This is a genomic window from Sphingomonas sp. PR090111-T3T-6A, assembly GCF_000383095.1.
Classification (GTDB): Bacteria; Pseudomonadota; Alphaproteobacteria; order Sphingomonadales; family Sphingomonadaceae; genus Solisphingomonas.
Window position 1 is genome coordinate 549,036 of the sequence record NZ_AORL01000010.1, and the last position, 24,067, is coordinate 573,102.

Here is a 24,067-nt window from a genome sequence, read left to right on the forward strand (position 1 = left end):
GGCATCTGGAAAACCAAATGACAGGCCAGTCACGGATCATCGATCGCTCGCCGATCATTCTTCGTCCGGATCCCACGCGAACCGTGATCCGCCCTTTTTCGCCCGGTGACCCGGCGCCGTTCGGCACGCCCGAGCATCCGCGCGCCCTGCGCATCGCCGAGCGCGTTCTGGCGCTGGCGCCCGACACGCTTCACGATCAGCTCGACAGGCTGATGCAATCGCTCTCGGGGCGCCACGACGACGTGCCCGGAATCCTGGCCCGGCGATATGAGGAGATCTCGGACCTGTTCCGGGGCCGGACGGTGAGCGACAAGCAGCGGGCGCTGATTTCGGCCTATCTGCTCGAAGAATATGCCTTCGAGGCCGCGGCGCTGTTCAATCCGAGCATGGTGCCGCATTGGGACCAGACGGGGTTGCCGCCGCGCACCGAGCGATTTGTCATGGCGCTGCGCGGCGTCGGCGAAGGCCACCGATCGTCCGTGACCTTCCGGACCGGGCGATGGTCGGAGGCCGGCGGGTTCGAGCTCGACCCGCTGAACAGGATCGCCGTCGCGCCGCATATCGACATGGCCGCGACGCGTGACGCGGATGCGCTGGCGGTGCTTCGTTGCGACGGGCGCAACGGGCTTTCCGACACCGTCCTGTTCCCCATCCTGCCGAGCCAGACCAAGGGCATCGAGGACCTGCGGCTCGTGCGGTTCACCGACGATGATGGCGATGTCCGCTACTTCGGCACCTATACGGCCTTCAACGGCGCCGAAGTCCGGCAGGAGCTTATCGAGACCCGGGACTTCTTCACCTTCACGATGCGACGCGTCCTGGGTTCGGTGGGAGACGCGAAGGGCCTCGCGATCTTCCCGCGCCGCATCGGCGGCGCCTATTTCGCGCTGTCGCGTCAGGACGGCGAGAATATCTGGCTGATGACGTCCGACAACCCGCTCGAATGGTCGAACGGCCATCGGCTGCTCACGCCGAAATATCGCTGGGAGTTCGTCCAGCTCGGGAATTGCGGCTCGCCGCTGGAGATCGAGGAGGGCTGGCTCGTTCTCACGCATGGCGTCGGCATGGTGCGAAACTATGCGATCGGCGCCTGCCTGCTCGACCGGAACGATCCCTCCCGCGTCCTGCGCCGCACTGCGGAGCCGATCATCGCTCCGAGCCCAAATGACCGCCACGGCTATGTGCCCAATGTCGTCTATAGCTGCGGCGGCATGATCTGCGGCCGTGTCCTGGTGCTGCCCTATGGGGTGGCCGACAATTTCGCGACCTTTGCCACGATCGACGTCGACGCGCTTCTCGCCAGCATGGAGCCGGCCTGACGCCGCGGCCATGGCCTCAAGGCGACCTCGTGCGAGCCGATCGGCGGGGCCGCCCTGGGCGTTCGGCTCGCGTGGTCCTGGGCCTCTAGGCGATTGCGGCGAGATTGCGCCGTTCGATCGCTTCGAACGCGCCGGTCAAGGCCTCAGCCACCGATATATCCCGGGGTGAACGCCCCGGAGCGGGCGAACGTCGCGGGCGACGTGATGGAGAGGGAGGGAGCGCGGGCCTCGCCGGAGAGCCGGCCGATCAACGCGCCGACGCGTTCGGCGCACAGCGACCACAGCATGCTCCGCCCTCTCGCATAGGCCCTGCGCGCGAGCCGGGCGCGCTCGGTCTCGTCGTCGAAAAGGCCCGTGATCGCGGTTGCGAGGCCCGCGCTGTCGGCGAAGGGCACGAGAATGCCGTGATCGTCCGAGAGGATCTCGCGGGCGTGGACGTAAGGGGTGGACACCACCGGCTTTCCCATCGCCACCGCATAGCTCAGGGTCCCAGAGACGACCTGCGCGGGATTGAGATAGGGCGTCACGTAGATATCTGCCGCCTGGACATGGTCGAGCAGTTCGGGGAGATCGAGATAATCGGCCGCGAACCGGACATGGGCGCCGACGCCCAGTTCGTCCGCCCGCCGCATCAATCCGTGGCGCAGCCGTTCGCCCTCGTGGCGCGCGAGATTGGGATGCGTCGCTCCCAGCACCAGGTAAAGCGCGTCGGGATGCTTCTCGATGATCGCCGGCATCGCCTCGATCATCGAGCCGATGCCCTTGTCGGGGGCGAGCAGTCCGAAGGTCAGGAGGAGCTTGCGGCCGTCCAGGCCCAGCGCCGCCTTGGGCTCGGCCGTCGCCTTGAACGGGCGATCCGGCACGCCGTGCGGGATGACCGAGACCTTCGAGGGGCGCACGCCGTAGCGCGCCTGCAGGATCGCCTTGCCGCGCTCCGCCATGACGATCAGATGCGACGCCCGCTCGACGAGCGCCCGGAAGACGCGTTCCTGATCGGCGCTGGGCTGTTCGAGAACCGTATGGAGCGTCGCGATGACGGGCTTGGCCGTTTGCGCGAGCAGCTCGAGGATATATTCGCCCGCATCGCCGCCAAAGATCCCGAACTCGTGCTGCAGCCAGATGGCGGCCGCGTCGCTCTGTTCGATCCTGAGCCCGGCACCGATATAGTGCCCGAGATCGTCGGCCAGGATCGTGCGGACATGGTCCGGATAGTCGAGACGGTCGGCGCCGTCGTCCATGGCGAAATAGTCGACCCGCATGTCGGGGAACCGGTCTCGCATCGCCCGGAAACAGTCGTCCGTAAATGTCGCGATGCCGCAGCGGCGGGGCGGGCTGTTGCCGATGAGCGCGATGCCGGCTTCAGCCTCGGATTCCCAGAGATGCCCCGTGGTCCGATCCATAACGCTCTCCTCGATCGCCCTTCAGATTTTCGTCGCCTGCGCTGCGACCCTCGTCTCAAGCCGAATACACGGGTCGCGCCGCCGATGGTTACAGCGCGGGCATGCTTCGAAGGGTGCGTCAGGCCCGCGTCGGAGGGGCGGAGAACCAGCCGGCTGCGCCCGCGATGATCGCGATGGCTCCGGCCGCCAGCGCCGCGGCATGGAACGCGCCGATCGACACGCCCTGGCCGCCACCGGTCAGGACCAGGCCGAGCAGCGACACAGCGACCATCCCGCCGATCCGCGCGGTGGCGCTGTTGAAACCCGACGCGGCGCCGGCGTGATGCTGGTCGACTGCCGCCATCACCGCCGTGGTGAGTGGCGCCACCGCCATCGTCATGCCGATCCCGACCAGCACCATCGCCGGCAGGACATGGACGACGAAATCGATCTCCTGGGCCGGGATCGTCCCCATCAGCGCGAAGCCGGCCCCGGCGACGGCCGGGCCGATCGTCAGCATCCAGTGCGCGCCGATCCGCTCGGCGAGGCTGCCCGCCAACCGGGAGCCGGCGGCCATGATCACGGGGAGCGGCAGCAGCGCCATCCCTGCGGAACTCGCGAGCCATCCGCTCGAGATCAGCAGATAGGGGAGCAGCAGCAGGACACCCGACAGGGCGGCATAGAGCAGGAAAGTGAGCGCGGTGAGCGCGGTGAAGCAAGCCGTCCCGAACAGGGCGAGGGGCACCATCGCGCGGTCGCCCCGCCGCCTTTCCCACCACAGGAAGATCGCCGCCGCGACGAGGCCGCCCATGATGGAGGCGGAGGCGTGCCGCCCGCCCGACGTCGCGATCGTGAGCCCCCAGATCAGGAGCCCCAGGCCGACGGTCGCGAGCGCCCCGCCGGCCCAATCGGGGGCGGGCGCCCGCGCGTCGCGACCGCCCCGGATCCCGATCATGGCGAGGACTCCGGCGGCGGCGGCCGGCGGCACGACCAGCGCGAACACCCATCGCCAGCCGAAGGCATCGACCAGCCAGCCGCCGACGATCGGACCGGCGGCGACCGCGATCGCGCTGGCCGCGGCCCATGTGCCGATCGCCTTGGCCCGCGCTTCGCCATCGAAATCGGCGCCCAGGATCGCGAGGCTCGCAGGCGACAGCAAGGCGGCTCCGACGCCCTGCGCGACGCGCGCGGCAATCAGCCATCCAAGCGTCGGCGACAGGGCGCACGCGATCGAAGCGAGCGTGAACAGCGCGAGGCCGATCAGGAAGATGCGCTTGCGTCCGGCAGCGTCGGCGAGCGCGCCGCCAATCAGGACGAGCGCCGAAAGCGGGAGCATGAAGGCGTTGACGGTCCATTGGACTCCGGCGGCATCCGCGCCGAGCCCCTTGGCGATCGCCGGGAGCGCGACGTTGATTACCGTCATGTCGATCATCGCGACGCTCGATCCGAGCACCGTCGCCCAGAGCGCCATCGCATTGCCCGTCGGCGGGCCGGACGCCCCGTCTGACGCTATCTGGCGCATGCCGGCTGATCCCGCCATCGGCTCACGTCCCTATCGATCGGCCATTTGGTCGCGCCCCGCAGGTGCCGTCGCCGACCCGTTGCCGATCACGGCAGTCCGCTACCCGGCGCGGGAGACTGAAAGGTTACATCTTCAGGCGCCCCGTTCGAACATCGGGAGGGGATGTTATGCGCCGCCGTTGCCGGGCCGATGTGTCAGGATGGCGTTCGTCATGAGGTGAACGAGCTGATCCGCCCGCGGCGCGAATGAGGGTTGGTCGACCGCCCAGCCGAGCGCCGTGATCAGGGCGAAGAGGTCGTCCCCGTTCATGTCGGCGCGCGCTGTTCCCTCAGTCTGAGCACGGAGCAGCAGTCGCGCGCCTGCCGCGTGCACCGCTTCGCATGAAGCATAAAGAGCCGAGTCCGGGTCGGTGTGGGCGGCCGCCATCATGGCGACAACGCCTCTATAGCCTTGGGTGAATGCCACCAGGTCTCGAAACCAGGTGAGCAGCGCTTCGTCTGCCGAAGTCGATGTTTCAAGCTCGTCGGCCTTCCGCGTCAGCGCGTCCAGGTGGGTGCACAGCAATCCTTCGAACAGAGCCTCCCGCGTCGGGAAATGACGAAGCAGCGTGGCCAGACCGACCCCGGCCCGGCGGGCGATATCGCGCATCGACGCGTCGGCCCCATGCTCGGCGACGACGTCCCGCGCGACGTTAAGAATCTGGCTGCGATTTTTTTCCGCGTCGGCTCGCATGGACTGCCTTGATAAGTGGATCAGTGATCCATATAAACGGATCGTTGATCCACTAAATAGGGCGCGCGCTCGCAAATGGCAACAAGCGCGGCCCGGCACGACGGAAGGAAAGTCATGGGAAAGCTCGAGGGCAAGGTTGCCGTCATCACCGGCGGCGCCACCGGCATCGGCCTCGCCGCGGCAAAGCGGTTCGTCGAGGAGGGCGCCTTCGTCTTCCTCTTCGGCCGCCGACAGGACGCGCTCGACGCCGCCTTGGTCGAGCTTGGGTCGAATGCCCGCGCGGTGCGGGGCTCGGTCTCTGACGAGGCCGACCTCGACCGGCTTTACGCGGCGGTGAAGGACGAGCGCGGCACCCTCGATATCGTCCTGGCCAATGCCGGGACGGGAAGCCCGCTTCCGCTGGGGCAGATCACCGCCGAGCATATCGACGAAACCTTCGACACCAATGTGAAGGGCACGATCTTCACGGTCCAGAAGGCGCTGCCGCTGATGGGGGAGGGCGGTTCGATCATCCTGACCGGATCGAGCGCCGGCACCACGGGCGCCCCGGCGTTCGGCGCCTACAGCGCGAGCAAGGCGGCGGTGCGCAACCTCGCGCGAACCTGGGCGGAGGACCTGAAGGGCACCGGCATCCGGGTCAATGTGCTGTCGCCCGGACCGACGGCGACCGAACTCGCGAAGGCGGCGCTGGGGGAGGAGGGGCAGAAGGTCTTCGCCTCGATGAACCCGCTCCAGCGCATGGCCGATCCGTCCGAGATCGGCGCGGTGGCGGCCTTCCTCGCGTCGCCGGACAGCAGCTTCATGACCGCCAGCGAGGTCGCGGTCGACGGCGGGCTGGCGCAAATCTGACGCGTCGCGCCTGATCGAACCCTCCATCCAGGAAAGAAAGTATAATGGCACAAGCGCTTACTGGAAAAACCGCTCTCATCACCGGGGCGTCGCGTGGCATCGGCCGCGCCATCGCCGAACGCCTTGCCAAGGATGGCGCAACGGTCGCGCTGACCTACAACGCGAGCAAATCGGGCGCGGACGAGGCGGTCGCTGCGATCGAGAAGGCGGGAGGCACCGCGTTCGCGGTCCATGCAGACCTGATCGACCCGGCCACCGTCCCGACCTTGTTCGAGACATTGGACGAGGAGTTCACCAGGCGGAACGGAAGCAGGGCCCTCGACATCCTGGTCAACAACGCCGGCAATTCCGGCTGGGTCGGCTTCAGGGAGGCGACGCCGGAGAGTTGGGACACGCTGATTGCGGTCTATGCCCGTGCGCCTTTCTTCATCGTTCAGGCCGCTCTGGATCGGCTCGCCGATGGCGGACGCATCATCAACATCTCGTCCGCCGCCGCCACGAAGCCTGTGACGGCCGCGCCCGTCTATTCGATGGCCAAGGCGGCCATCAATAACCTGACCCATGCGCTCGCGGCCGAACTGGGGCCGCGCCGTATCACCGCGAATGCCGTTGCGCCGGGCTACACGCGAACCGACGTGAACGCCGCCATCCGGGAGAATCCCGAACTCGTCAAAGCGGTCGAGGCCGAAATCGCGCTGGGGCGCTTTGGCGAGCCGTCGGAAATCGCCGCCGTCGTGGCGTTCCTGGCCTCCGACGACGGCCATTGGGTGACCGGTCAGACGATCGAGGCAAGCGGTGGCTACAAGCTCTGACGCGCCGAATAATCGAAGGAGATTATAGTGAGCTACGCAATCATCGGTTTCGGCAAGATCGGCCACGCTCTCGCCAGGGCGTTTGCCCGCAGCGGCATCGAGGTATCCGTCGCGACCACGCGCGATCCGGCAAGCTTTGCGGCCGATGCCGCCGCGATCGGCCCCGGGATCATTCCCACAACGCTGGCGGAAGCGGTCAAGGCGGGCACCATCTTTCTGGCGGTCCGTTTCGAGTCCCACCCGGAGGTCGCGAAGGCGCTGTCCGACTGGACGGGAAAGACCATCGTCGATGCGATGAACACGCAGGCTCCGCTTGAGGAGTTGGGCGGTATCCCGTCCTCTGCTGTCGTCGCGAAGGCGTTCGCCGGGGCGAGGCTGGTGAAAGGCTTCAACCATTTGGCCGCGGCCGTCCTCGGCCAGGATCCGGCCGTGCATGGCGGCAGGAGAGTCGTGTTCCTGGCGAGCGACGATGACGGCGCGGCGGCGGAGATTGGTGCGCTTGCGGAAAAGCTCGGCTTCGCGCCGATCAACCTCGGCGGGCTTTCCGAAGGCGGGCTGCTGGTCCACGCACGCGGCAATCGCTGGGGCCACCTGATCTTCAAGGATCTCGTCAGGTTCGAGGGATAACTCTCCGCGTCATCGGCCGGGCCGCGCGCGCTCGCCCCTCAACTATGGGCGCCGGTGTTCATGTCGATCATGACCTCGTGTCCGGGGCCGGCTTCGGACGGGCACGCCGGCACGGCCTTCGGACGGAGCCCCTGCATCCACTCCGCCGCCCGATTTCGCGGTTCGTCCCAGACTTCCTTGCTGGCATAGCCCGCCATCAGGAGCCAGAAGGCGATGAAGCCGGTCACCTTGGGATTGTTGCCCTGATGGATGGCGAAGAACGCACCCATGGACGCGCGAAGCTGATCGGACATGCTGGTCAGGAAAAAAGAGGAGGCCGAGGCCGAAGAGGATCAGCCCTCCTTGCCGATGATGCCGAGCCGCGCGGCGAGATCTGGCCAGCTCTTGCGAATGTCGGCCCGATAGAGGTCCTCCGTGCCGGCCTGCGCCAGTCGCGGATCGGCGAGCCATGCCGTCTGTTGCGGGCTGAGCAGGTCCGCGAGCGAAGACCGGTACGGGACGGCGAGGTTGAGCTGCGTGCGCTGGGCCGGCGTTAGCGGCAGGAAGCGGCCCAGGCTCTTGCGCAGATAAAATTGCGGCTCGTCGTCGAGCGCGAAACCGGGACCATCGATGGGTTCGAACCCTTCGGCGAGCGCATAGGCGTCGAGGTCGGCGCGCGAGACCGCACGCGGGTCATACTGCACCCGTACCGCCTCCTCGCCGGCGATGAAGCCCGGGTCGGTCGTGATGATGGCCTGGTGCTGGGCAAGGCTCGTTTCGCCCGACCAGAAGCACGGCGTCGCATAGGTGGCGGACCTGCTCACGCCATAGTCGACGAGGAGATCGCGGCCCAACAGGCGGAAATAGCCGGGCACCTCCTCGCCGCGCGCCTCGAGCACCGCGCCGATCTTCTCGTGCAGCCCCAACGCGTCGTAGCGATCCGCGAGCTTCGGCAGGAGTTCGGCTCCATCGGGCGCGAGAAACCGCACGACGGGGTTATTCCACGAGGCTTCGCCGTAGCGATGCAGGATCTCGGCGTCGGCGCCTCGATGGTTGTTGAAGATCGCCACCGGCACGAACCGATCGGCGATCAGCTCGACCATCAGCGGGTGCGTCAGCACATCCTGGCCGAACCGCACGCAGGTCGAGCATCCCGGCACTTCCTGGAACAGCAGCAGCACGGGCTTGTCCCGCTGCGCGGCAAGCGCCAGCCCGCCGTCATGATCGCGCAGCCACGCCACGTCGCCGAGCTCGGCATGCTCGCGAAAGGAAATTCTGGTCTCGTGCATGTCACTCTGCCCTGTTGGTGGAATCTTCCAGCCCATGCGGGCTGCCTCGCGCTGCCGCGGCGCTCATCGCGGCACCCGGCCGGGCGGAGCGAGCTCGACGGCGAGCGTCGGGAAGAATTCCGCCGTCGTCGTATGGATCGGAACCGCCCAACGCAATGTGTCGACCGTCTCGCCGGCGCTCATCAGGCTCAGCACCGCGTGAATGGCTTCGTCTCCATCGATCCCGAAGATCGCGGCGCCCAGGATGCAGCGGGTCGCCGCGTCCGCGATGAGCTTCATCATTCCGGTGGTCTCGCCCTTTTCGACGGCCCGGCTGACGCGCGACATCGGCCGCGTGGACACGAGAATGGCGTGGCCTTTGGCGATCGCCTCGGCCTCGGTCATGCCGACGCGGCCGAGCGGCGGGTCGGTATAGACCGCATAAGCGGGCACGCGCATGTCCAGCGAACGGCGATCGCCATCGAGCAGGTTCGCGGCCACGACCTCGAAGTCGTTATAAGCCGTATGCGTGAAGGCGCCGCGGCCGTTGCATTCGCCCAGCGCCCAGATCCCGTCGACGTTGGTGCGGAGCATGTCGTCGACGCGGATATAGCCCTGCCCGTCGACCTCGACGCCGGCCGTGCCGAGGCCCATATCATCGGTATTGGGCCTGCGGCCGACCGCCATCAGCACATGCGAGCCGCGCACCACGCGGTCGCCCTCCCGGCAATCCACGCCGACGGCGACCCCGCTTCCTTCCGCGGTGAGCGAGATGCAGTCGGCGCCGGTCCGGACGACGACGCCCTCCTGCTCGAGCAGCGCCGTCATCGCCGCGGAGATGTCCCGATCCTCGTGCGCCGCCAGCCGCTCGCCGCGCTCGACGATCGTCACCCGGGCGCCGAAGCGGCGATGCATCTGCGCATATTCGATGCCGACATAGCCGCCGCCGATGATGACCAGATGATCCGGCACCTCGGTCAAGCCGACCATGTCGGTGTTGTCGAGATAGGGCACCTCCTCGATTCCCGGTATCTCCGGGACGCGTGCGCGTCCGCCGACGTTAAGGAAGATCTTCGGCGCGCTCAGCTCCTGCCCCTCGACCATGAGGGTCGTCGGACCCGTCAGGCGCGCATGGCCCCTGATGAAGGTGAGACCATTCATGGTCCCGAGCCATGTCTCGTTGCTCGCGCGGGCGTTTTCGATCACCTGGCGCGCGCGGGCCGCCGCGACGTCCATGTCGAACCCCACATCGCCCGTGATCACGCCATAGTCGGCCGCCCGGCGCACGACGTGGACGGCGCGCGCGCTCGCGATCAGCGTCTTGGTCGGCATGCAGCCGGTGTTGACGCAGGTGCCCCCGACATGCTTGCGCTCGATCAGCGCCACCGTCATGCCGCTGGCCGTGAGGCGCGCGGCGAGAAACGGGCCTGCCTGGCCCGCTCCAATGATGATCGCGTCGAATTCGCGTGCCGGTGTGCTCATTGCGGCCAGGTCCCCTCCTGCAGGCGCCGGATGGCGTGTCGGCAGCCCCGCCAACTCCGCTTCTTTGCAAGGGTTGTCGCACCGGAGCGTTGTCGCTCTTCTCACGGCATGGCCCGTTGCGAAGTTACAGGCCGGCGCCGCCGACGCGCCGGACATAGGCCGAAAAAATGGTGGGAACCTCTGTCACCAACAAGGGTGGTATCGCGAGTTACCGGCAATCATGAAGAGGTGTGTCGATGGCGGACTCGAACGGCAAGATGGTGGGCTGCGCGGCGTGCGGAGCGATAAATCGCGTGCCCGCGAGCCGATTGTCGGCTGACGGAAAATGCGGGCGCTGCGGCAAGGCCTTGCACGACGGAGAACCCGCCGTTCTCACGATGGAGAATTTCGCCGCGCTTGCCGAACGATCGGACGTTCCGCTGCTCGTCGATTTCTGGGCGCCCTGGTGCGGGCCTTGCCGGCAGATGGCGCCGGCCTTTTCCGCTGCCACCGCGCAACTGGAGCCGGCCCTGCGGCTGGCGAAGCTCAACACCGAGGCCGAGCAGGGGCTCGCGCAGCGCTTCGGCATCCAGTCCATCCCGACGCTGGTGATCCTGCACAAGAGCCGCGTGATCGCGCGCCAGTCAGGAGCGATGCCGACGACCGCGATCGTCGCATGGGCGCAGAAGGCGCTGTCCCACAGGGGCGTGACCAACCTCTGACCGGTCGCCATGGACCGCGCAGGGCTATCGGCCGTAGCGATCATGCTCATAGGCGAGGTAGCGACCGTCGAGATTGGCGACGCGCACGGCGGCAGCGGCGATCTGCTTTTGGGTCGCTTCGGGCAGGTTGTAGTTGGCGTAATGCGTGACGAGCGCCATGTCCTGGTCGAGCATGAGCTTGCCGTTCGCGTCGGGGCCTTCGATCGACCAGCACAAGGCGTCGTCGTTGCGCACGACGAGCGTGACGTGGAAGATGTGCTTGCTGAGCGTGCAGAAGAGGAAGCTGCTGCCGGCCGCGAGATCCCGCGGCATGCCCTCAATTTCGTGCCAATCGATCATAAGAAATCCTCGAGTCTGTAAATCGGATGCCCGATGACGTCCCGGCGATGTCGCCCGCACTTGTGCCGCCGCCATGCGGCGGAAGGCCTCAGCCGTCCGCCAGATGCGCTGCGATCGCCGCGCGCAGCCGCGGAAGCAGCTCCATCTCGAACCAGGGATTGCGCTTCATCCACCCGACACTGCGCCACGATGGATGGGGGGTCGGGAAGATAGCCGGAGCGAAGCGCTCGAAGCCGCGCACCCGATCGACCAGAGTGGAGCCCGCATCCTTGGGCAGATAATATTGCTGGGCGTAGGATCCGACGAGAAGCGTGATCCGGTCGGCGGGAAGCAGGTCCAGAATGCGGGCGTGCCACCTTGGCGCGCACTCCGGCCGGGGCGGTGCGTCGCCTCCGGCGGCTTTTCCCGGATAGCAGAACCCCATCGGCACTAGTGCGACCTTGGCCGGATCATAGAACTGGTCTGCGCCGATCCCGGTCCACGCGCGCAACCGATCGCCGCTGTCGTCAGCCCAGGGGATGCCACTCGCATGCACCTTGGTGCCGGGTGCCTGTCCGATGATGAGAATGCGCGCGGAAGCGCTGAACTGCGTGATCGGGCGGGGGCCGAGCGGGAGATGCGGCGCGCAGAAGGTGCAGGCCGCCACTTCGGCCTGCAACGCGGGGACCTGATCCGGCATGTGCGAAATCGATCAGACGCGCTCGAGCAGCGCGACGGTTCCCTGGCCGCCGTCCGCACAGACGCTGATGATGGCCCGCGTTCCCGCCGGCCGCGTCCAGAGCTCTTTCACCGCCTGGCTGAGGTCGCGCGCGCCCGTGGCGCCGAACGGGTGGCCGATCGCGACCGAGCCGCCGTTGGGATTGATCCGGTCCCAGGGGAACGGGCCGAAATCCATCGCGACGCCGGTCTTCGAGCGGACCCAGTCGGGGCGCTCGATGGCGGCGACATTCGCCAGCACCTGGGCGGCGAAGGCTTCGTGCAACTCCCAGAGGCCGATGTCCTCGAAGCGCAGGCCATGACGCGCGAGCAGGCGCGGAATGGCATAGGAAGGCGCCATCAGCAGCCCCTCGACATGATGGTCGACGGCCGCGATCTCGTAGTCGATGAGGCGCGCGCAGGGGGTGTTCTCCGGGAGCCGCGCAAGGCCGGCCTCGTTCGCGATCCAGCAGCCGGCGGCGCCGTCGGTGATCGGCGACGAATTCCCGGCGGTGATCGTGCCCATGCCGCTGGTCCTGTCGAAGGCCGGCTTGAGCGCGGAGAGCTTCTCCGCCGAGGTGTCGGCGCGCGGGTTGGCGTCGCGCTCAAGCTCGGGCAGCTTGATGACCAGATCGTCGAAGAACCCGTTGTTCCACCCGGCGACCGCGCGCTGGTGGCTCTTGAGCGCCCAGTCGTCCTGCGCCTCGCGGCTGATGTGCCACGCCTTCGCGGTCTCCTCCATATGATCGCCCATGGTCCGCCCGGTGATGCGGTTGGACCATCCCTTGACCGGCAGAAGATAGTCCTGCGGCGTCAGCGCCTGCAGCGCGGCCAGTGCGGCGGCCGGATCCCGTCCGAACAGATCGGTCAGCCGCTTCGAGGCGTCGGCGGTCAACGCGATCGGCGGACGGCTCATCACCTCCGCGCCGCCCACCATGGCGAGGTCCGTCCCGCCACCCAGCATGCCGGCGGCCGCGAAGGCGGCGGTCATGCTGGTCGAGCAGGCGAGCACGACCGAAAAGGCGGGGACGTTCGGGTTGAGCTTCGCGTCGAGCCACATCTCGCGTGCGATATTGCTCCAGCCGATGTTGGGGATCACGCTTCCCCATACCACCAGGTCCGGCTCGGCGCGCGCCGCCATCGCCTGGGCGACCGGCACCGAGAGGCTGATCGCATCATAGTTGGCGAGGGTGCCCCCACCGCGTCCGAAGGGGGTGCGCAGGCCGGCAGCGACGAAGACAGGGTGCGGAAAACGGTGCATGGCGGCTCTCTTCCTCGGGTGGCGCGATCGAAACCGGCCGCGTCCGCGCCGCACAGGTCGTCGGGCATCGCGGATCGTGGCCGTCGGTGTCTACTCCTAAACACGCGCTGATACCTCCCGGGTTACATCCCCGGCGATCGGCGAAGGCTATAGTTTCGCCCACGCCGCAAAATCAGCAAAATGAATACCGCCCCGTCTGGATGTGGTGGTTTGTCCGCCGTACCCGATCATGATGACCGAGCAGACAGTTCAGCGGCATTCGCGCGCGATCACTCCGGCAAGAATGCCGTTTGAACAGAGGCATCGATCCTGAGAGGATGAGGTTCAGGATTGGCGGCAAGGCCGATCTCCCGGCTCGGTCAAGCGGCAGGACATGAAATGGCGAACGGAACCGATGCAGCCAGCAAGGACACCGCCTATTTCGGTGTGCCGTGGGAGGAAGCCTATGGCTACGCGCAGGCGGTCAGGGTCGGCGACACCATCTATGTCTCCGGCCAGCTCGCGCATGACGCCGATGGAAACCTGATCGCGCCGGCAGCGCTCGACGATGCTGGAAAGCCCAGGGACTTCTCGCAGATCGAGGCCCAGATGCGGGCTACCTACAAGAACGCCACGAAAATCCTGGCCCGCTTCGATGCGACGCTCGATCATGTGGTGGAGGAAACGCTTTTCGTGCTGGACGTCGACGCGGCATTCGCCGTCGCGGGCAGTGTACGGAAGGAAGCCTACGGCACGGATCGTCCGCAGTGCGCCAGCAATCTCATCGGCGTCGCGCGTCTCGCCTTTCCCGAGCAGCTCATCGAAATCGCATTCAAGGCTGTGCTGGGCGAGCGCTGACGGCCATCGTCCCACACGCATCGAAAGAGACCTTGGCTATGAGAATATTCGTCGCCGGCGCCACAGGAGCCGTCGGTCTCCCTCTGGTCCGCAGCCTGTGCACCCTTGGTCACGAGGTCGTGGGGATGACGCGATCCGGCAACGGCGTCGACCGTCTCCGGGAACTCGGCGCCACCGCCTCGACCGCCGATGCCTTCGACGCGCGGGCAGTGCGCGATGCGATCGCAGCCGCGGCCCCGGATGTCGTGATCGATCAGCTCACGTGGCTTCCGGCCAGTCCAGCGGACATCATCTCGGCGATGCCGAACGACACCCGGCTCCATAAGGAGGGAGGCGCCAACCTGCTCGCCGCCGCCGAAGAGCTGGGCGTTTCGCGTTTCATCATGCAGTCGCGCGGGTTCTTTCTCGACGCTGCGGCGGGCCGGCTCGGCGACGAGACGGCTCCCTTCCGCTATGACGCGCCCGGACCCGTCGGCGACGGTACGCGGGTGCTCGGCGCTTACGAAGACTGTGTCCTGGGCTCGACGGTTCTCGACGGCGTGCTGCTGCGCTACGGCTTCTTCTGCGGGCCCGGCACCTGGTATCGCCCGGACGGCGCCGTCGCGGACCAGGCGCGCAAGGGCGAGATGACGATCATCGGCGACGGATCGGCGGTCTGGTCGTTCGTCCATATCGACGATGCGGTCGCGGCGACCGTCGCGGCGCTCACCGCCGAACCGGGAACCTACAATGTCGTGGACGATGATCCTCTGCCCGTCTCCGAATGGATGCCGGCATTCGCGCGCTGGGTCGACGCCCCCGAGCCGCACCGGGTGAGCGTAGAGGAGGCGCGGGCGTCCTTCGGCGAGGAAGCCGTCTATTACCACATGAAGCTGACGGGCGCGTCCAACGCTCGCGCCAGGGCGAAGCTCGGCTTCAGGCCACGCCGGCTCCTCTGGGCCAGCGATCGGAGCTGACCGAGCGCCGCTCAGCATCAACGATGACCGATCCGGGCCGACCATCGGATTTCTTCACGGACGGCCTGCCGACCTCGCTTCCCGGGAGGTCCAACTATCGAGAGAAAGAGGATTTTATGCGCCTGTCCAAAGCTTCGCTCCTTGTGCTGCTCTTGAGCGCTTGCTCGGCGCAACCGCAGCCCGACAATGCCGCCGATGCCAACCAGTCCACCGCGGCTCTTCCAGCGAACGATCCCGGGTATATCGCCGAAGATCCGACATTGGCGAAGCATGTGGGGCAGCCGGGGCCGGTGGTCACCCTCAAGACGATCGATGGAAAGTCGATCAATCTCGCGGACCTGTATGGGAAGCAGCCGGTCTATCTGAAGCTCTGGGCAACCTATTGCATTCCCTGCCGCGCGCAGATGCCCGGCCTCAACAAGATCTACGCCGACCACGGCGACAAGATCGCGGTGGTCGCGGTGAACGCCGGGGTTGGCGACGACATCGAGAAAGTGAAGCAGTTCGCCAGGGAGTTCGACCTGAAGATGCCGGTCGCGATCGACGATGGGCGGCTGGGCGAATGGATCGGCCTGCAGGCGACGCCGGTTCATCTGGTGTTCGGTCGCGACGGCCGCGTCATTTTCGCAGGCCATCAGGACGGGCCGAAGCTCGACGCCGCGATCGAGCAGGCGCTGGCGAGCAAGGCGACACCGGGCGACGTCGCCACGGACAGGCTGGCGGACGTCGCGACGCTGAAGCCCGGCGACGCGATCCCGCCGATCGATCTTCTGTCCCCGGATGGCAAGAACGTCGCCTTACCGGCGGGTTCGGCGCCGCGCCTGCGCGCGATCTATTTCTCGGCAACCTGGTGCGAAGATTATGTGAAGTCCACGCAACCGGAAGAGGCGGCGAAGTGCAGGGCCGGGCGCGAACAGGTCGACAGGCTGGCCGCCGGCAACTCCGTCGAATGGCTCGGCGTGATGACCCATCTGTGGACCACCCCCAAGGAGTTGACCGACTATCAGGCCAAATTGAAGCCGCGCATCCCGCTCACGGTGGACTCGACCGGGGCCGCGTTCCGGACGTTCGGGGTGAAGCGCTTTCCGGCTGTCGCGATCATCGACGCCCGCGGGCGTTTCGTCAAACTGATCGAGGGCGACCCGGCCCGGTTTGCGGCCGAGATCTCATCGCTCGGCACAACCAGGTAAGCCCTGGGGGAACCTCGTCTGGAGCCTGAACCGACGGCGGTGTTTCGAGCGACTGGGACTCATGGCCGCAGCGCGGGGTGCAGGTCTTTGGTCGCATAGAGCAGCTTGCCCGGATCTGTTGCCCCGACACCCGCTTCCGCACACGCGGCTCTCCCCTCATCCGAACCCGATCGCCTCCTCCCCTTGTAACCGGCGCCGCCCGACAATCGTGAAGATGGTCGGCCCTCGACCAATGGTCAGGGCCCGCATTGTTACGACGAATTGAGAGCGACGCGCACGAAGCGTCCTCAAAAGGGGTGGTTATGCTTCGTCTTCCGGTCGCGGTTGGTCTGCTGGTTTCCGTCGGCGCCTGCTCTCAAAAGGCGCCACCGGCGCCCGCGCCGATGCAGGTTTCCGTCGCCAACCCGCTGTCGAAGGACGTGGTCGATTGGGACGAGTATATCGGGCACTTCGAGGCGCCGCAGTCGGTCGAGCTTCGTGCCCGGATTACCGGACAGGTCACGCAGGTCTTGTTCCGCGACGGACAATATGTCCGGGAAGGCCAGCCACTCTTCATCATCGATCCTGAGCCCTACAAGGCGGCGCTCGACCAGGCGCGGGCGGCTGTGGAAAGCGCGAGGGCGACGCTTCAGAACGCCGTCTCGATCGAGCGGCGGTCGGCAACCCTCGAGACGACCCACGCGGTCAGCAAGGAGGAGCTGGAGACCAATCAGGCCCAGGTCCGCACGGCGACCGCCGCGCTCCATGCGGCGCAGGCGGCAACCGAGACGGCTCGGCTCAACTACAACTGGACCACCGTCCGCGCGCCCGTCTCCGGACGGGTGTCGAGCCGCCGGGTGTCGATCGGCGACCAGATCCAGCCCGGCAACACGCTCCTCACGACGATCGTCTCGCTCGATCCGATCTGGTTCGTCTTCGACGGCGCGGAGAGCTTCTATCTGAAATATCTCCGTCAGGCGCGGGAGGGACAGCGCCAGTCGTCCCGGGATTTCGCCAATCCGATCGACATCCGGCTCTCCGACGAGAACGGCTTTGTCCATCGCGGCAAGATGGTCTTCGTCGACAATGCGATCGACACCGAGTCCGGAACGATCCAGGCGCATGCGGTCGTCGACAATCACGACCATTTCCTGACCCCCGGCATGTTCGGCCGGGCGCGCCTTCTCGGCTCGGGCAACTATCGCGCGATGCTGGTGCCCGACGAGGTGATCATCACTGACCAGTCGCAGAAGGAGGTCTTCGTCCTTGCGCGCGACGGTACGGTCACGAAGCGCACGATCGAGACCGGGCCGGAGGTCCTCGGATTGCGCGCGATCAAGGGCGGCCTCGCCGCGACCGATCTCGTCATCCTGGACCATATCGCCCAGCTCAAGCCGGGGGTGAAGGTCGATCCGCGCCGCAGCGCGATCAAGCCGCGGAACGCTGACGCCGGCCCGGCCGCGCCGCCCGTTGCCGTACCGGAGCCATCGGCCGCGACCGCGTCCGACGCGCGCTGAGGAGCGACCGATGCGCTTTCCGCACTTTTTCATCGAGCGGCCGATCTTCGCGGCGGTGCTCGCGATCATGATCACCGTCGCCGGACTCGTGGCATATCCGTCCCTGCCGGTCGGCCAATATCCCGAGGTGGCGCCACCGACGGTCGTCGTCACCGCCAGGTTCCCCGGTGCGACCGCCGAGACGATGGCGTCGACCGTGGCCGTTCCCCTTGAGCAGCAGATCAACGGCGTCGAGCACATGCTCTACATGTCGACCTCTTCGGTCGGCGAAGGCTCGGTGACGATCACCGTCACCTTCGCGCTCGGCACGGACGTCAACGAGGCGCAGGTCCTCGTCCAGAACCGTGTCGACGAGGCGCTTCCGCGACTGCCCGACGAAACCCGGCAGATCGGCGTCACCGTCCGCAAGGTCTCCGCCGAAGACCTCGTGGGCTTCGCTTTCTATTCGCCCGACAACTCGCTCGATACCGACTTCATCTCGAATTACGTGACCCTGCAGATCAACGATCGCATCAAGCGGCTTCCCGGCGTGGGCGACACGGTGCGTTTCGGCGGGCGCGACTATGCGATGCGCATCTGGATCGATCCCGATCTCGCGGCGATCCGGAACCTGACCGTCGACGAGATCGTCACGGCCATTCGCGCGCAGAATGCGCAGGTCGCTGCCGGCATCATCGGCCAACCACCCTATGGCGTGAAAGCCAATGCCTTCCAGCTCGGCGTGGATACCGAGGGACGCCTCGCCACCCCGGAGCAATTCGGGAATATCATTCTCAAGCGCCGCACCGACGGCGGGCTGACCCGCCTGCGTGACGTTGCGCGGGTTGAGCTGGGGGCGCAGGACTATTCGACCAACGCGTTCCTGAACGACCGCAACGCGATCGGCCTGGTTCTCAAGCAGCAGCCCGGAACGAACGCGCTCGCAACCGCGGAACGCGCCAAGGCGCTTGTCGCCGAGCTGTCGAAGGACTTCCCGCAAGGGATGGCCTACTCGGTCGCGCATCACCCGCTCGACTTCGTGTCCGACTCGATCCGGGACGTGAAGGAGACGCTTTTCGTCGCGCTGCTGCTTGTCTCATCGATCGTCCTGCTTTTCCTGCAAAGCTGGCGAGCCGCTATCATCCCGCTGATCGCCATCCCGATCTCGCTCACCGGAGGATTCGCGACAATGGCTGCGTTCGGCTTCTCGCTGAACAGCCTGTCGCTCTTCGGAATGGTGCTGGCCATCGGCATCGTCGTCGATGACGCGATCGTCGTCGTTGAGAACATCGAGCGGCTGATCGCCGAGGAAAATCTCACGCCGAAGGACGCTGCCCACCAAACCATGACCGAGGTGTCGGGCGCGCTCGTGGCGATCGCGCTCGTGCTGTGCGGCGTTTTCCTGCCGACCGCCTTCATCCCCGGTCTCTCGGGCGAGTTCTACAAGCAGTTCGCGTTGACGATCGTGTCGGCGACCGTCGTCTCGGCTTTCATTTCGCTGACGCTATCGCCGGCACTGGCGGCGTTGCTGCTCAAGCCCGCCGGCCAGCGACCGGAACCCAAACGCGGCATACTCGGCTTCCCAAGCCGATTTGCGCGGTGGTTCAATCATCTGTTCGATCGCCTCTCGGTTCATTACGGCCGCCTGACCGGCAAGCTCGTCCGTCGCCTGGTGATCCTCTCGCTGGTCTATGGCCTGCTCATATTCACCACCGGCTGGCGCTTCTATGTGACGCCGCAGGGGTTCATCCCTTCGCAGGACCAGGACTTGTTGATTAACGTCCTGCAACTGCCTCCCGGCTCGTCGCTCCAACGCACGACGGAGATCTCCAAGCAGGTCCAGGCAGCCGCGAGAACCGTTCCTGAGGTCGATCACGCGCTGACCTTCGCCGGCTTCGACGGCGCCACCTACACCAGCGCCTCGAACACGGCCCTGATCGCCACCCACCTGAAACCGCAGTCCAAGCGCAGCGCCACGATCGACGAGGTCGCGGACAAGCTTCGGAAGGCGTATTCGGGCATCACCGGCGCGAACGTCCTCGTGATCTCGCCGCCGCCGGTCCGAAGCATAGGCCTTGCCAGCGGGTTCAAGATGGAACTCGAGGACCGGACGGGCCTTGGCTATACGGCGCTTGAAAAGGCCGCGCAGGACGTGATCGCCGAGGCGAACAAGGATCCGGCGCTGCGACGGGTCTTCACGACCTACAATACCGGCACGCCCCGCCTGCATGTCTCGATCGATCGCGAGAAGGCCGAGCAGCTCGGCGTGCCCGTGGATCGCGTATTCTCGACCCTCAGCACCTATCTGGGGTCGGCCTATATCAACGATTTCAACTATCTCGGCCGCACCTGGCAGGTGGTTGCCCAGGCGGACACCTCGTATCGGCAATCGGCCGCCGACATCCTCCAGCTGCGTGCCCGTTCGGAGAGCGGAAAGATGGTGCCGCTTGGCGCCATCGCGGACGTCCAGAAGCAATCCGGCCCCTATCGCGTCGTGCGCTACAACCTCTTCCCTTCCGCCGAGATACAGGGCGAAGCCGCGCCCGGATATTCCTCCGGGCAGGCTCTCGAAGCCATGGAGAGGATATCCGCGCGCGTCCTGCCGAAGGGCATGGGCATCGAATGGACCGACCTGTCCTTCCAGCAGAAGCAGGCCGGCAATACCGGCATCTATGTCTTCGGCCTCGCCGTCCTCTTCGTCTTCCTGCTGCTGGCCGCGCAATATGAGAGCGTGGTGCTGCCGCTGGCGGTGATCCTCATCGTCCCGATGTGCCTCCTCGCGGCGATCCTCGGCATCAACCTGCTCGGCATGGACAACAATGTGCTCACCCAGATCGGCCTCGTGGTGCTGATTGGCCTCGCGGCGAAGAACGCGATCCTCATCGTCGAGTTCGCGAGGCAGGGCGAAGCCGAAGGCCTGAACCATTGGGAAGCCGCGACGCGCGCCGCGCATCAGCGCCTTCGCCCGATCCTGATGACCTCCATCGCGTTCATCCTCGGCGTGTTCCCGCTCATCGTCGCGCACGGCGCGGGGTCGGAGATGCGCAAGGCACTGGGCGTCGCAGTGTTCTTCGGGATGATCGGCGTCACCTTCTTCGGCCTGATCTTCACGCCGAGCTTCTACGTCATCAACCGCATCATGGCCGAGTGGATCGACAGGCGGGTGAAGCGCTTGCGGTCGCGTTTCGGCGGTCATGCCGTCGGCCATCCGGGGGCGACGCCGGGAGACGCTGCATGACGGCTGCGCGCACTTTCTCGACGGCGCTTCTCCTCACCGGCGCATTGGGGCTCGGCGCCTGCGCTGTCGGACCCGATTATCGCCCGCCGGCGGTGCCGGTGGTCGAGAAGCGGCCTTTCAGGGAAGCGGCATCGACCGAGACCGTCTCCGCAGCACCGGCCTCTTCCACCTGGTGGGAGCTTTATTCCGATCCCGCCCTTTCCCGGCTGATCGACGATGCATTCCGGTACAACACCGACATCCGGGCGGCCGCGGCCAATCTGAGGCTCGCCCGGGCGCAGCTCTCCGAGGCCCGTGCCGGCCGGCTGCCGGCGACAGACCTGTCGGCTTCCTATTCGCGTGAGCGGGTGGGGGCCGACCAGCTCGGTCCGGCCGGGATCGGCGGCGCTGAGACCCCGGGCCGTGACCATAGTGATTTCGATTTCTTCCAGGCCGGCTTCGATGCGAGTTACGAGGTCGACGTGTTCGGTCGGGTCTCGCGTTCGATCGAGGCCGCGCGCGCGGACGCCCAGGCAAGCGAGGCCTCGCTCGACGGCATCAGGATCTCGATCGCGGCCCAGGTTGCCCAAAGCTATGCGGATGCATGCGGTGCCGCCATGCAGGCCGACGTGGCTCGCGAAACGGCGTCGCTCGAAACGGAGACCCGCGACCTGACGCAACGGCTGCTCGATGCGGGTCGCGGCACGCAACGGGATGTCGATCAGGCCAATGTCCTCGTGGAGCAGGCCAATGCCCAGGTGCCGGGCTTCGAGGGCGAGCGGCGCGCCCAGCTCTACGCGCTCGCGACGCTGACCGGCAGGCCGCCCGCCGATATCGATGCGGCGGCCGCGGCCTGCCGGGTCGTGCCGAAGGTGAAGACGCAGATTCCGGTCGGAGACGGCGCGGCGCTTCTCGCGCGTCGGCCGGATGTGCGCGCGGCCGAGCGCAGGCTCGCCGCTGACACGGCGCGGATCGGTGTCGCCACAGCGTCGCTCTTCCCGTCGGTCACCCTGCTCGGGTCCGTGTCCCTCGGCGCGCCCAAGATCGGCAATATCGGAAAGCCGGCGTCTTTCGGCTACTCGTTCGGACCGCTGATCTCCTGGACCTTCCCGAATTTCGCGGTGGCGCGAGCCAAGATCCGGCAGGCGCGCGCGGGCTCTGATGCCTCACTGGCGGAGTTCCAGGGCACGATCCTGACGGCTCTTCGCGAAACCGAGCAGGCGCTTGCGCGCTATGCTGCGGCGATCGAGCAAAATGCTGCGCTGGCAAGGGCGGCGTCGTCGGCCGAGAATGCGGCGGATCAAACCAAACAACGCTTCGATTCCGGACGCGACAATTTCCTCGATCTCCTCGTCGCCGAACAGAACCGTGCGGCGGCGCGACAGGCGCTGGCGCAGTCCGACACGAATGTAGCCAATCTACAGGTCTCGTTGTTCAAGGCGCTCGGGGGCGGCTGGGAAAAGGCGCCTCCCACGCTCGACACGCTGCCGCCAGCAATCGGCGCCGGCCGGGTGACAGGCGCGCCCGATGGAATGTGAACGCGAAGATGCTTTGGGGCGGAGCCCTTTCGACAACGCTTTCAGGAGCAAGATCCCGATGAACAGCACCCATGTGGACGCCTATTTCAAAGCTCTGAGTGCCAGGGACAAGCTCGGCATCGTCCCGCATTTCTCGGAAGCCATCGTCCTTCACGGCCCCATCTACGCCGAGCCCATCGAAGGAAAGGACGCGGTCATCAATATCCTCACCGGCTTTATCGAGACGATCGACAGCCTTGAGGTCGGCCTGACGATGTCGTCGGGACATGATGTGGCCGTGTTCTTCACCTTCTCGCGCGATGGGATTACGGTCAAAGGGAACGAGCGTCTCCACGTCGACGATGCCGGCCTGATCGACGCCATCGAAGTCGCGTGGCGACCGCTGCCGGCCGCGGTGCAGATTCAGGAGATATTCGCAGCCAGGATGGGCTTTCCGGCCATGCGCCTCGTTTCCGGGGAGGCGGCGGCATAACGATAGGCGTGCCGGGTCGACTGTTCGGACCCCTGCCGACGGTCGCGTCGAGCGAGGCTGACGATGCGCCGCCAAACATTACATTGCACCGTCGACACCCTCGTCGCGGTGGCCGGACGAAAGCTGGAGATAGGATGATGGGACGGCTTCAGGAACTCGAAGCGCTGGGCCAGGCGATCTGGCTCGATTTCCTCGATCGCGCGCTCGTGAGGGAGGGCGGCCTCAAGCGGCTGGTCGAGGAGGACGGGCTGACCGGCGTCACCTCCAACCCCTCGATCTTCGAGAAGGCGATGGGGCATGGCACCGGCTATGACGACAGCCTGGCTGCCTTCGACAGCAGCCATCCCGACGCGCATGTGATCGAGCGCTACGAGGCGCTGGCGATCGAGGATATTCGCGCCGCCGCCGACATCCTGCGCCCGGCCTATGACCGGCTGGATGGCAAGGATGGCTTCGTCAGCCTCGAGGTGTCGCCTTATATCGCCGACGATGCCGATGCGACCATCGCCGAGGCGGCGCGGCTGTGGGCGGCGGTCGACCGGCCCAACCTGATGATCAAGATCCCGGGCACCGATGCGGGCGTGCCGGCGATCGCCGCCTCGGTCGCGGCGGGCATCAACATCAACGTGACGCTGCTGTTCTCGATCCCGGCCTATATCAAGGTTGCGGAAGCCCATGTCGCAGGGCTCGAGCAGCGCGTGGCGCGGGGCGAGCCGATCGATCGTATTTCCAGCGTCGCGAGCTTCTTCGTCAGCCGCATCGACACCAGGATCGACAAGGCCATCGACGCGCTCGGCACCGACGAGGCCAAGGCGCTGCGCGGCAAGGTCGCGATCGCCAACGCCAAGATGGCCTATCAGTGGCATCTCGACTTCCTCAAGTCAGATCGCTGGCAGGCGCTCGCCGCCAGGGGCGCACGGCCGCAGCGGCTGCTGTGGGCGTCGACCGGAACCAAGGACCCGGCCTATCCGGACGTGCTCTACGTCGACACACTGATCGGCCCCGATACGATCAACACCATGCCGCCCGGGACGATGGACGCCTTCCGCGACCACGGCACGCCCAGGGTCACGCTGGCCGACGATGTCGAGGGCGCGCGCCACGTGCTGGCGGAGGCCGACCGGCTCGGCCTCGACCTCGACGATGTGACCGCGACATTGCTCCAGGAAGGCGTGATCGCATTCGCCAAATCGTTCGACGAGCTGCTGGCCTCGATCGCCGCCAAGCACCCGGCGGCGCACTGAACCTATCACAAGACGGGAGCATCGGGCCGGTTCGACAAACGATCAGGCCTCGATGCCGTCTCAAGGCGCTGCGCCGCACCAACATGATCCCGTCACATGTGAGAAATTAACGAGTGCTTCCGGCGACATGACAATCAGGAGCCGATGCAGGGACGTTCTGGATATAATCCGA

21 protein-coding genes and 1 pseudogene are annotated in these 24,067 nt (G+C 66.5%); 13 read left to right on the forward strand and 9 right to left on the reverse strand.

Features of this window, described 5'->3' with window-relative positions; genetic code table 11:
* The first annotated feature begins 17 nt into the window (after positions 1-17).
* Positions 18-1,319 carry a glycoside hydrolase family 130 protein gene (locus tag ST3T6A_RS0105490; RefSeq protein ID WP_019831898.1) on the forward strand — a complete coding sequence of 434 codons (1,302 nt, stop codon included), beginning with the start codon at positions 18-20 and terminating at the stop codon, positions 1,317-1,319.
* Positions 1,320-1,462: 143 nt separating this feature from the next.
* On the opposite strand, the gene ST3T6A_RS19395 is transcribed toward ST3T6A_RS0105490, so the two are convergent.
* The 3 genes from ST3T6A_RS19395 to ST3T6A_RS0105505 form a co-directional block, all read right to left on the reverse strand.
* Positions 1,463-2,719, reverse strand: coding sequence for a glycosyltransferase family 4 protein (locus tag ST3T6A_RS19395; RefSeq protein WP_051103383.1), 1,257 nt, complete (start codon positions 2,717-2,719; stop codon positions 1,463-1,465).
* A gap of 118 nt (positions 2,720-2,837) precedes the next feature.
* Positions 2,838-4,220 carry an MFS transporter gene (locus tag ST3T6A_RS19400; protein WP_019831899.1) on the reverse strand — a complete coding sequence of 461 codons (1,383 nt, stop codon included), beginning with the start codon at positions 4,218-4,220 and terminating at the stop codon, positions 2,838-2,840.
* Between the two features lie 165 nt (positions 4,221-4,385).
* A complete protein-coding gene (locus ST3T6A_RS0105505) occupies positions 4,386-4,952 on the reverse strand; it encodes a TetR/AcrR family transcriptional regulator (RefSeq protein ID WP_019831900.1) in 567 nt (188 codons plus the stop codon).
* Between the two features lie 114 nt (positions 4,953-5,066).
* Between ST3T6A_RS0105505 and ST3T6A_RS0105510 the strand changes: the two genes are divergently transcribed.
* The 3 genes from ST3T6A_RS0105510 to ST3T6A_RS0105520 are packed head-to-tail and all read left to right on the forward strand — an operon-like array spanning position 5,067 to position 7,240.
* Entirely contained in the window at positions 5,067-5,801 is a 735-nt protein-coding gene (locus ST3T6A_RS0105510; RefSeq protein WP_019831901.1) for an SDR family NAD(P)-dependent oxidoreductase, read from the forward strand.
* Between the two features lie 44 nt (positions 5,802-5,845).
* A complete protein-coding gene (locus ST3T6A_RS0105515; RefSeq protein ID WP_019831902.1) occupies positions 5,846-6,613 on the forward strand; it encodes an SDR family NAD(P)-dependent oxidoreductase in 768 nt (255 codons plus the stop codon).
* A 27-nt stretch (positions 6,614-6,640) separates the two neighbouring features.
* Positions 6,641-7,240, forward strand: a complete 600-nt coding sequence (locus ST3T6A_RS0105520) for an NADPH-dependent F420 reductase (protein ID WP_019831903.1) — start codon at positions 6,641-6,643, stop codon at positions 7,238-7,240.
* A gap of 38 nt (positions 7,241-7,278) precedes the next feature.
* Here the strand turns inward: ST3T6A_RS0105520 and ST3T6A_RS0105525 are convergent, their stop codons facing one another.
* From ST3T6A_RS0105525 to ST3T6A_RS0105535, 3 genes are read right to left on the reverse strand one after another with little or no spacing between them, the layout of a single operon-like run.
* Positions 7,279-7,533, reverse strand: coding sequence for a hypothetical protein (locus ST3T6A_RS0105525; protein ID WP_162140509.1), 255 nt, complete (start codon positions 7,531-7,533; stop codon positions 7,279-7,281).
* 39 nt (positions 7,534-7,572) lie between these two features.
* Positions 7,573-8,544, reverse strand: coding sequence for a VPGUxxT family thioredoxin-like (seleno)protein, type 2 (locus tag ST3T6A_RS0105530; RefSeq protein ID WP_235785727.1), 972 nt, complete (start codon positions 8,542-8,544; stop codon positions 7,573-7,575).
* Positions 8,545-8,571: 27 nt separating this feature from the next.
* Positions 8,572-10,125 (reverse strand): FAD-containing oxidoreductase, encoded by a 1,554-nt coding sequence (locus ST3T6A_RS0105535; protein WP_235785728.1) that lies wholly within the window; start codon positions 10,123-10,125, stop codon positions 8,572-8,574.
* Between the two features lie 101 nt (positions 10,126-10,226).
* On the opposite strand from ST3T6A_RS0105535, the gene trxC reads away from it, so the two are divergent.
* Positions 10,227-10,670, forward strand: a complete 444-nt coding sequence (gene trxC / locus ST3T6A_RS0105540; RefSeq protein WP_235785739.1) for a thioredoxin TrxC — start codon at positions 10,227-10,229, stop codon at positions 10,668-10,670.
* A gap of 24 nt (positions 10,671-10,694) precedes the next feature.
* On the opposite strand, the gene ST3T6A_RS0105545 is transcribed toward trxC, so the two are convergent.
* From ST3T6A_RS0105545 to ST3T6A_RS0105555, 3 genes are all read right to left on the reverse strand, one after another.
* Positions 10,695-11,009 (reverse strand): hypothetical protein, encoded by a 315-nt coding sequence (locus tag ST3T6A_RS0105545; RefSeq protein WP_019831908.1) that lies wholly within the window; start codon positions 11,007-11,009, stop codon positions 10,695-10,697.
* 88 nt (positions 11,010-11,097) lie between these two features.
* Positions 11,098-11,688 carry a uracil-DNA glycosylase family protein gene (locus ST3T6A_RS0105550; RefSeq protein ID WP_019831909.1) on the reverse strand — a complete coding sequence of 197 codons (591 nt, stop codon included), beginning with the start codon at positions 11,686-11,688 and terminating at the stop codon, positions 11,098-11,100.
* Between the two features lie 12 nt (positions 11,689-11,700).
* A complete protein-coding gene (locus ST3T6A_RS0105555; RefSeq protein WP_019831910.1) occupies positions 11,701-12,966 on the reverse strand; it encodes a thiolase family protein in 1,266 nt (421 codons plus the stop codon).
* A gap of 378 nt (positions 12,967-13,344) precedes the next feature.
* Here ST3T6A_RS0105555 and ST3T6A_RS0105560 point away from each other — a divergent pair, with 378 nt between their 5' ends.
* The 8 genes and pseudogenes from ST3T6A_RS0105560 (at position 13,345) to tal (ending at position 23,895) form a co-directional block, all read left to right on the forward strand.
* Positions 13,345-13,803: a Rid family hydrolase gene (locus ST3T6A_RS0105560; protein WP_019831911.1), complete on the forward strand. Its 459-nt coding sequence runs from the start codon at positions 13,345-13,347 to the stop codon at positions 13,801-13,803.
* A gap of 38 nt (positions 13,804-13,841) precedes the next feature.
* A pseudogene (locus ST3T6A_RS0105565) lies at positions 13,842-14,525 on the forward strand (NAD-dependent epimerase/dehydratase family protein); the annotation flags it as partial.
* A gap of 41 nt (positions 14,526-14,566) precedes the next feature.
* Complete coding sequence (locus tag ST3T6A_RS21945; protein ID WP_157602452.1) at positions 14,567-15,949, forward strand: TlpA family protein disulfide reductase; 1,383 nt, start codon at positions 14,567-14,569, stop codon at positions 15,947-15,949.
* Between the two features lie 302 nt (positions 15,950-16,251).
* Complete coding sequence (locus ST3T6A_RS0105575; protein ID WP_051103384.1) at positions 16,252-17,445, forward strand: efflux RND transporter periplasmic adaptor subunit; 1,194 nt, start codon at positions 16,252-16,254, stop codon at positions 17,443-17,445.
* A 10-nt stretch (positions 17,446-17,455) separates the two neighbouring features.
* A complete protein-coding gene (locus tag ST3T6A_RS0105580; protein WP_019831915.1) occupies positions 17,456-20,662 on the forward strand; it encodes an efflux RND transporter permease subunit in 3,207 nt (1,068 codons plus the stop codon).
* Entirely contained in the window at positions 20,659-22,179 is a 1,521-nt protein-coding gene (locus ST3T6A_RS0105585; protein WP_019831916.1) for an efflux transporter outer membrane subunit, read from the forward strand. Before ST3T6A_RS0105580 ends, ST3T6A_RS0105585 begins: the two co-directional genes overlap by 4 nt.
* A 58-nt stretch (positions 22,180-22,237) precedes the next feature.
* A complete protein-coding gene (locus ST3T6A_RS0105590) occupies positions 22,238-22,651 on the forward strand; it encodes a nuclear transport factor 2 family protein (RefSeq protein ID WP_037537640.1) in 414 nt (137 codons plus the stop codon).
* A 137-nt stretch (positions 22,652-22,788) separates the two neighbouring features.
* Entirely contained in the window at positions 22,789-23,895 is a 1,107-nt protein-coding gene (gene tal / locus ST3T6A_RS0105595) for a transaldolase (protein WP_026359457.1), read from the forward strand.
* Positions 23,896-24,067 lie beyond the last annotated feature (172 nt).

Excerpts from the sequence above, each read along its gene's own strand:
- ST3T6A_RS0105490 (WP_019831898.1), top strand. The coding sequence starts at position 18 with ATGACAGGCCAGTCACGGATCATCGATCGCTCGCCGATCATTCTTCGT.
- ST3T6A_RS19395 (WP_051103383.1), bottom strand. The coding sequence starts at position 2,719 with ATGGATCGGACCACGGGGCATCTCTGGGAATCCGAGGCTGAAGCCGGC.
- ST3T6A_RS19400 (WP_019831899.1), bottom strand. The coding sequence starts at position 4,220 with ATGCGCCAGATAGCGTCAGACGGGGCGTCCGGCCCGCCGACGGGCAAT.
- ST3T6A_RS0105505 (WP_019831900.1), bottom strand. The coding sequence starts at position 4,952 with ATGCGAGCCGACGCGGAAAAAAATCGCAGCCAGATTCTTAACGTCGCG.
- ST3T6A_RS0105510 (WP_019831901.1), top strand. The coding sequence starts at position 5,067 with ATGGGAAAGCTCGAGGGCAAGGTTGCCGTCATCACCGGCGGCGCCACC.
- ST3T6A_RS0105515 (WP_019831902.1), top strand. The coding sequence starts at position 5,846 with ATGGCACAAGCGCTTACTGGAAAAACCGCTCTCATCACCGGGGCGTCG.
- ST3T6A_RS0105525 (WP_162140509.1), bottom strand. The coding sequence starts at position 7,533 with ATGTCCGATCAGCTTCGCGCGTCCATGGGTGCGTTCTTCGCCATCCAT.
- ST3T6A_RS0105530 (WP_235785727.1), bottom strand. The coding sequence starts at position 8,544 with ATGGGCTGGAAGATTCCACCAACAGGGCAGAGTGACATGCACGAGACC.
- ST3T6A_RS0105535 (WP_235785728.1), bottom strand. The coding sequence starts at position 10,125 with ATGTCCGGCGCGTCGGCGGCGCCGGCCTGTAACTTCGCAACGGGCCAT.
- trxC (WP_235785739.1), top strand. The coding sequence starts at position 10,227 with ATGGTGGGCTGCGCGGCGTGCGGAGCGATAAATCGCGTGCCCGCGAGC.
- ST3T6A_RS0105545 (WP_019831908.1), bottom strand. The coding sequence starts at position 11,009 with ATGATCGATTGGCACGAAATTGAGGGCATGCCGCGGGATCTCGCGGCC.
- ST3T6A_RS0105550 (WP_019831909.1), bottom strand. The coding sequence starts at position 11,688 with ATGCCGGATCAGGTCCCCGCGTTGCAGGCCGAAGTGGCGGCCTGCACC.
- ST3T6A_RS0105555 (WP_019831910.1), bottom strand. The coding sequence starts at position 12,966 with ATGCACCGTTTTCCGCACCCTGTCTTCGTCGCTGCCGGCCTGCGCACC.
- ST3T6A_RS0105560 (WP_019831911.1), top strand. The coding sequence starts at position 13,345 with ATGGCGAACGGAACCGATGCAGCCAGCAAGGACACCGCCTATTTCGGT.
- ST3T6A_RS21945 (WP_157602452.1), top strand. The coding sequence starts at position 14,567 with ATGGATGCCGGCATTCGCGCGCTGGGTCGACGCCCCCGAGCCGCACCG.
- ST3T6A_RS0105575 (WP_051103384.1), top strand. The coding sequence starts at position 16,252 with ATGCTTCGTCTTCCGGTCGCGGTTGGTCTGCTGGTTTCCGTCGGCGCC.
- ST3T6A_RS0105580 (WP_019831915.1), top strand. The coding sequence starts at position 17,456 with ATGCGCTTTCCGCACTTTTTCATCGAGCGGCCGATCTTCGCGGCGGTG.
- ST3T6A_RS0105585 (WP_019831916.1), top strand. The coding sequence starts at position 20,659 with ATGACGGCTGCGCGCACTTTCTCGACGGCGCTTCTCCTCACCGGCGCA.
- ST3T6A_RS0105590 (WP_037537640.1), top strand. The coding sequence starts at position 22,238 with ATGAACAGCACCCATGTGGACGCCTATTTCAAAGCTCTGAGTGCCAGG.
- tal (WP_026359457.1), top strand. The coding sequence starts at position 22,789 with ATGGGACGGCTTCAGGAACTCGAAGCGCTGGGCCAGGCGATCTGGCTC.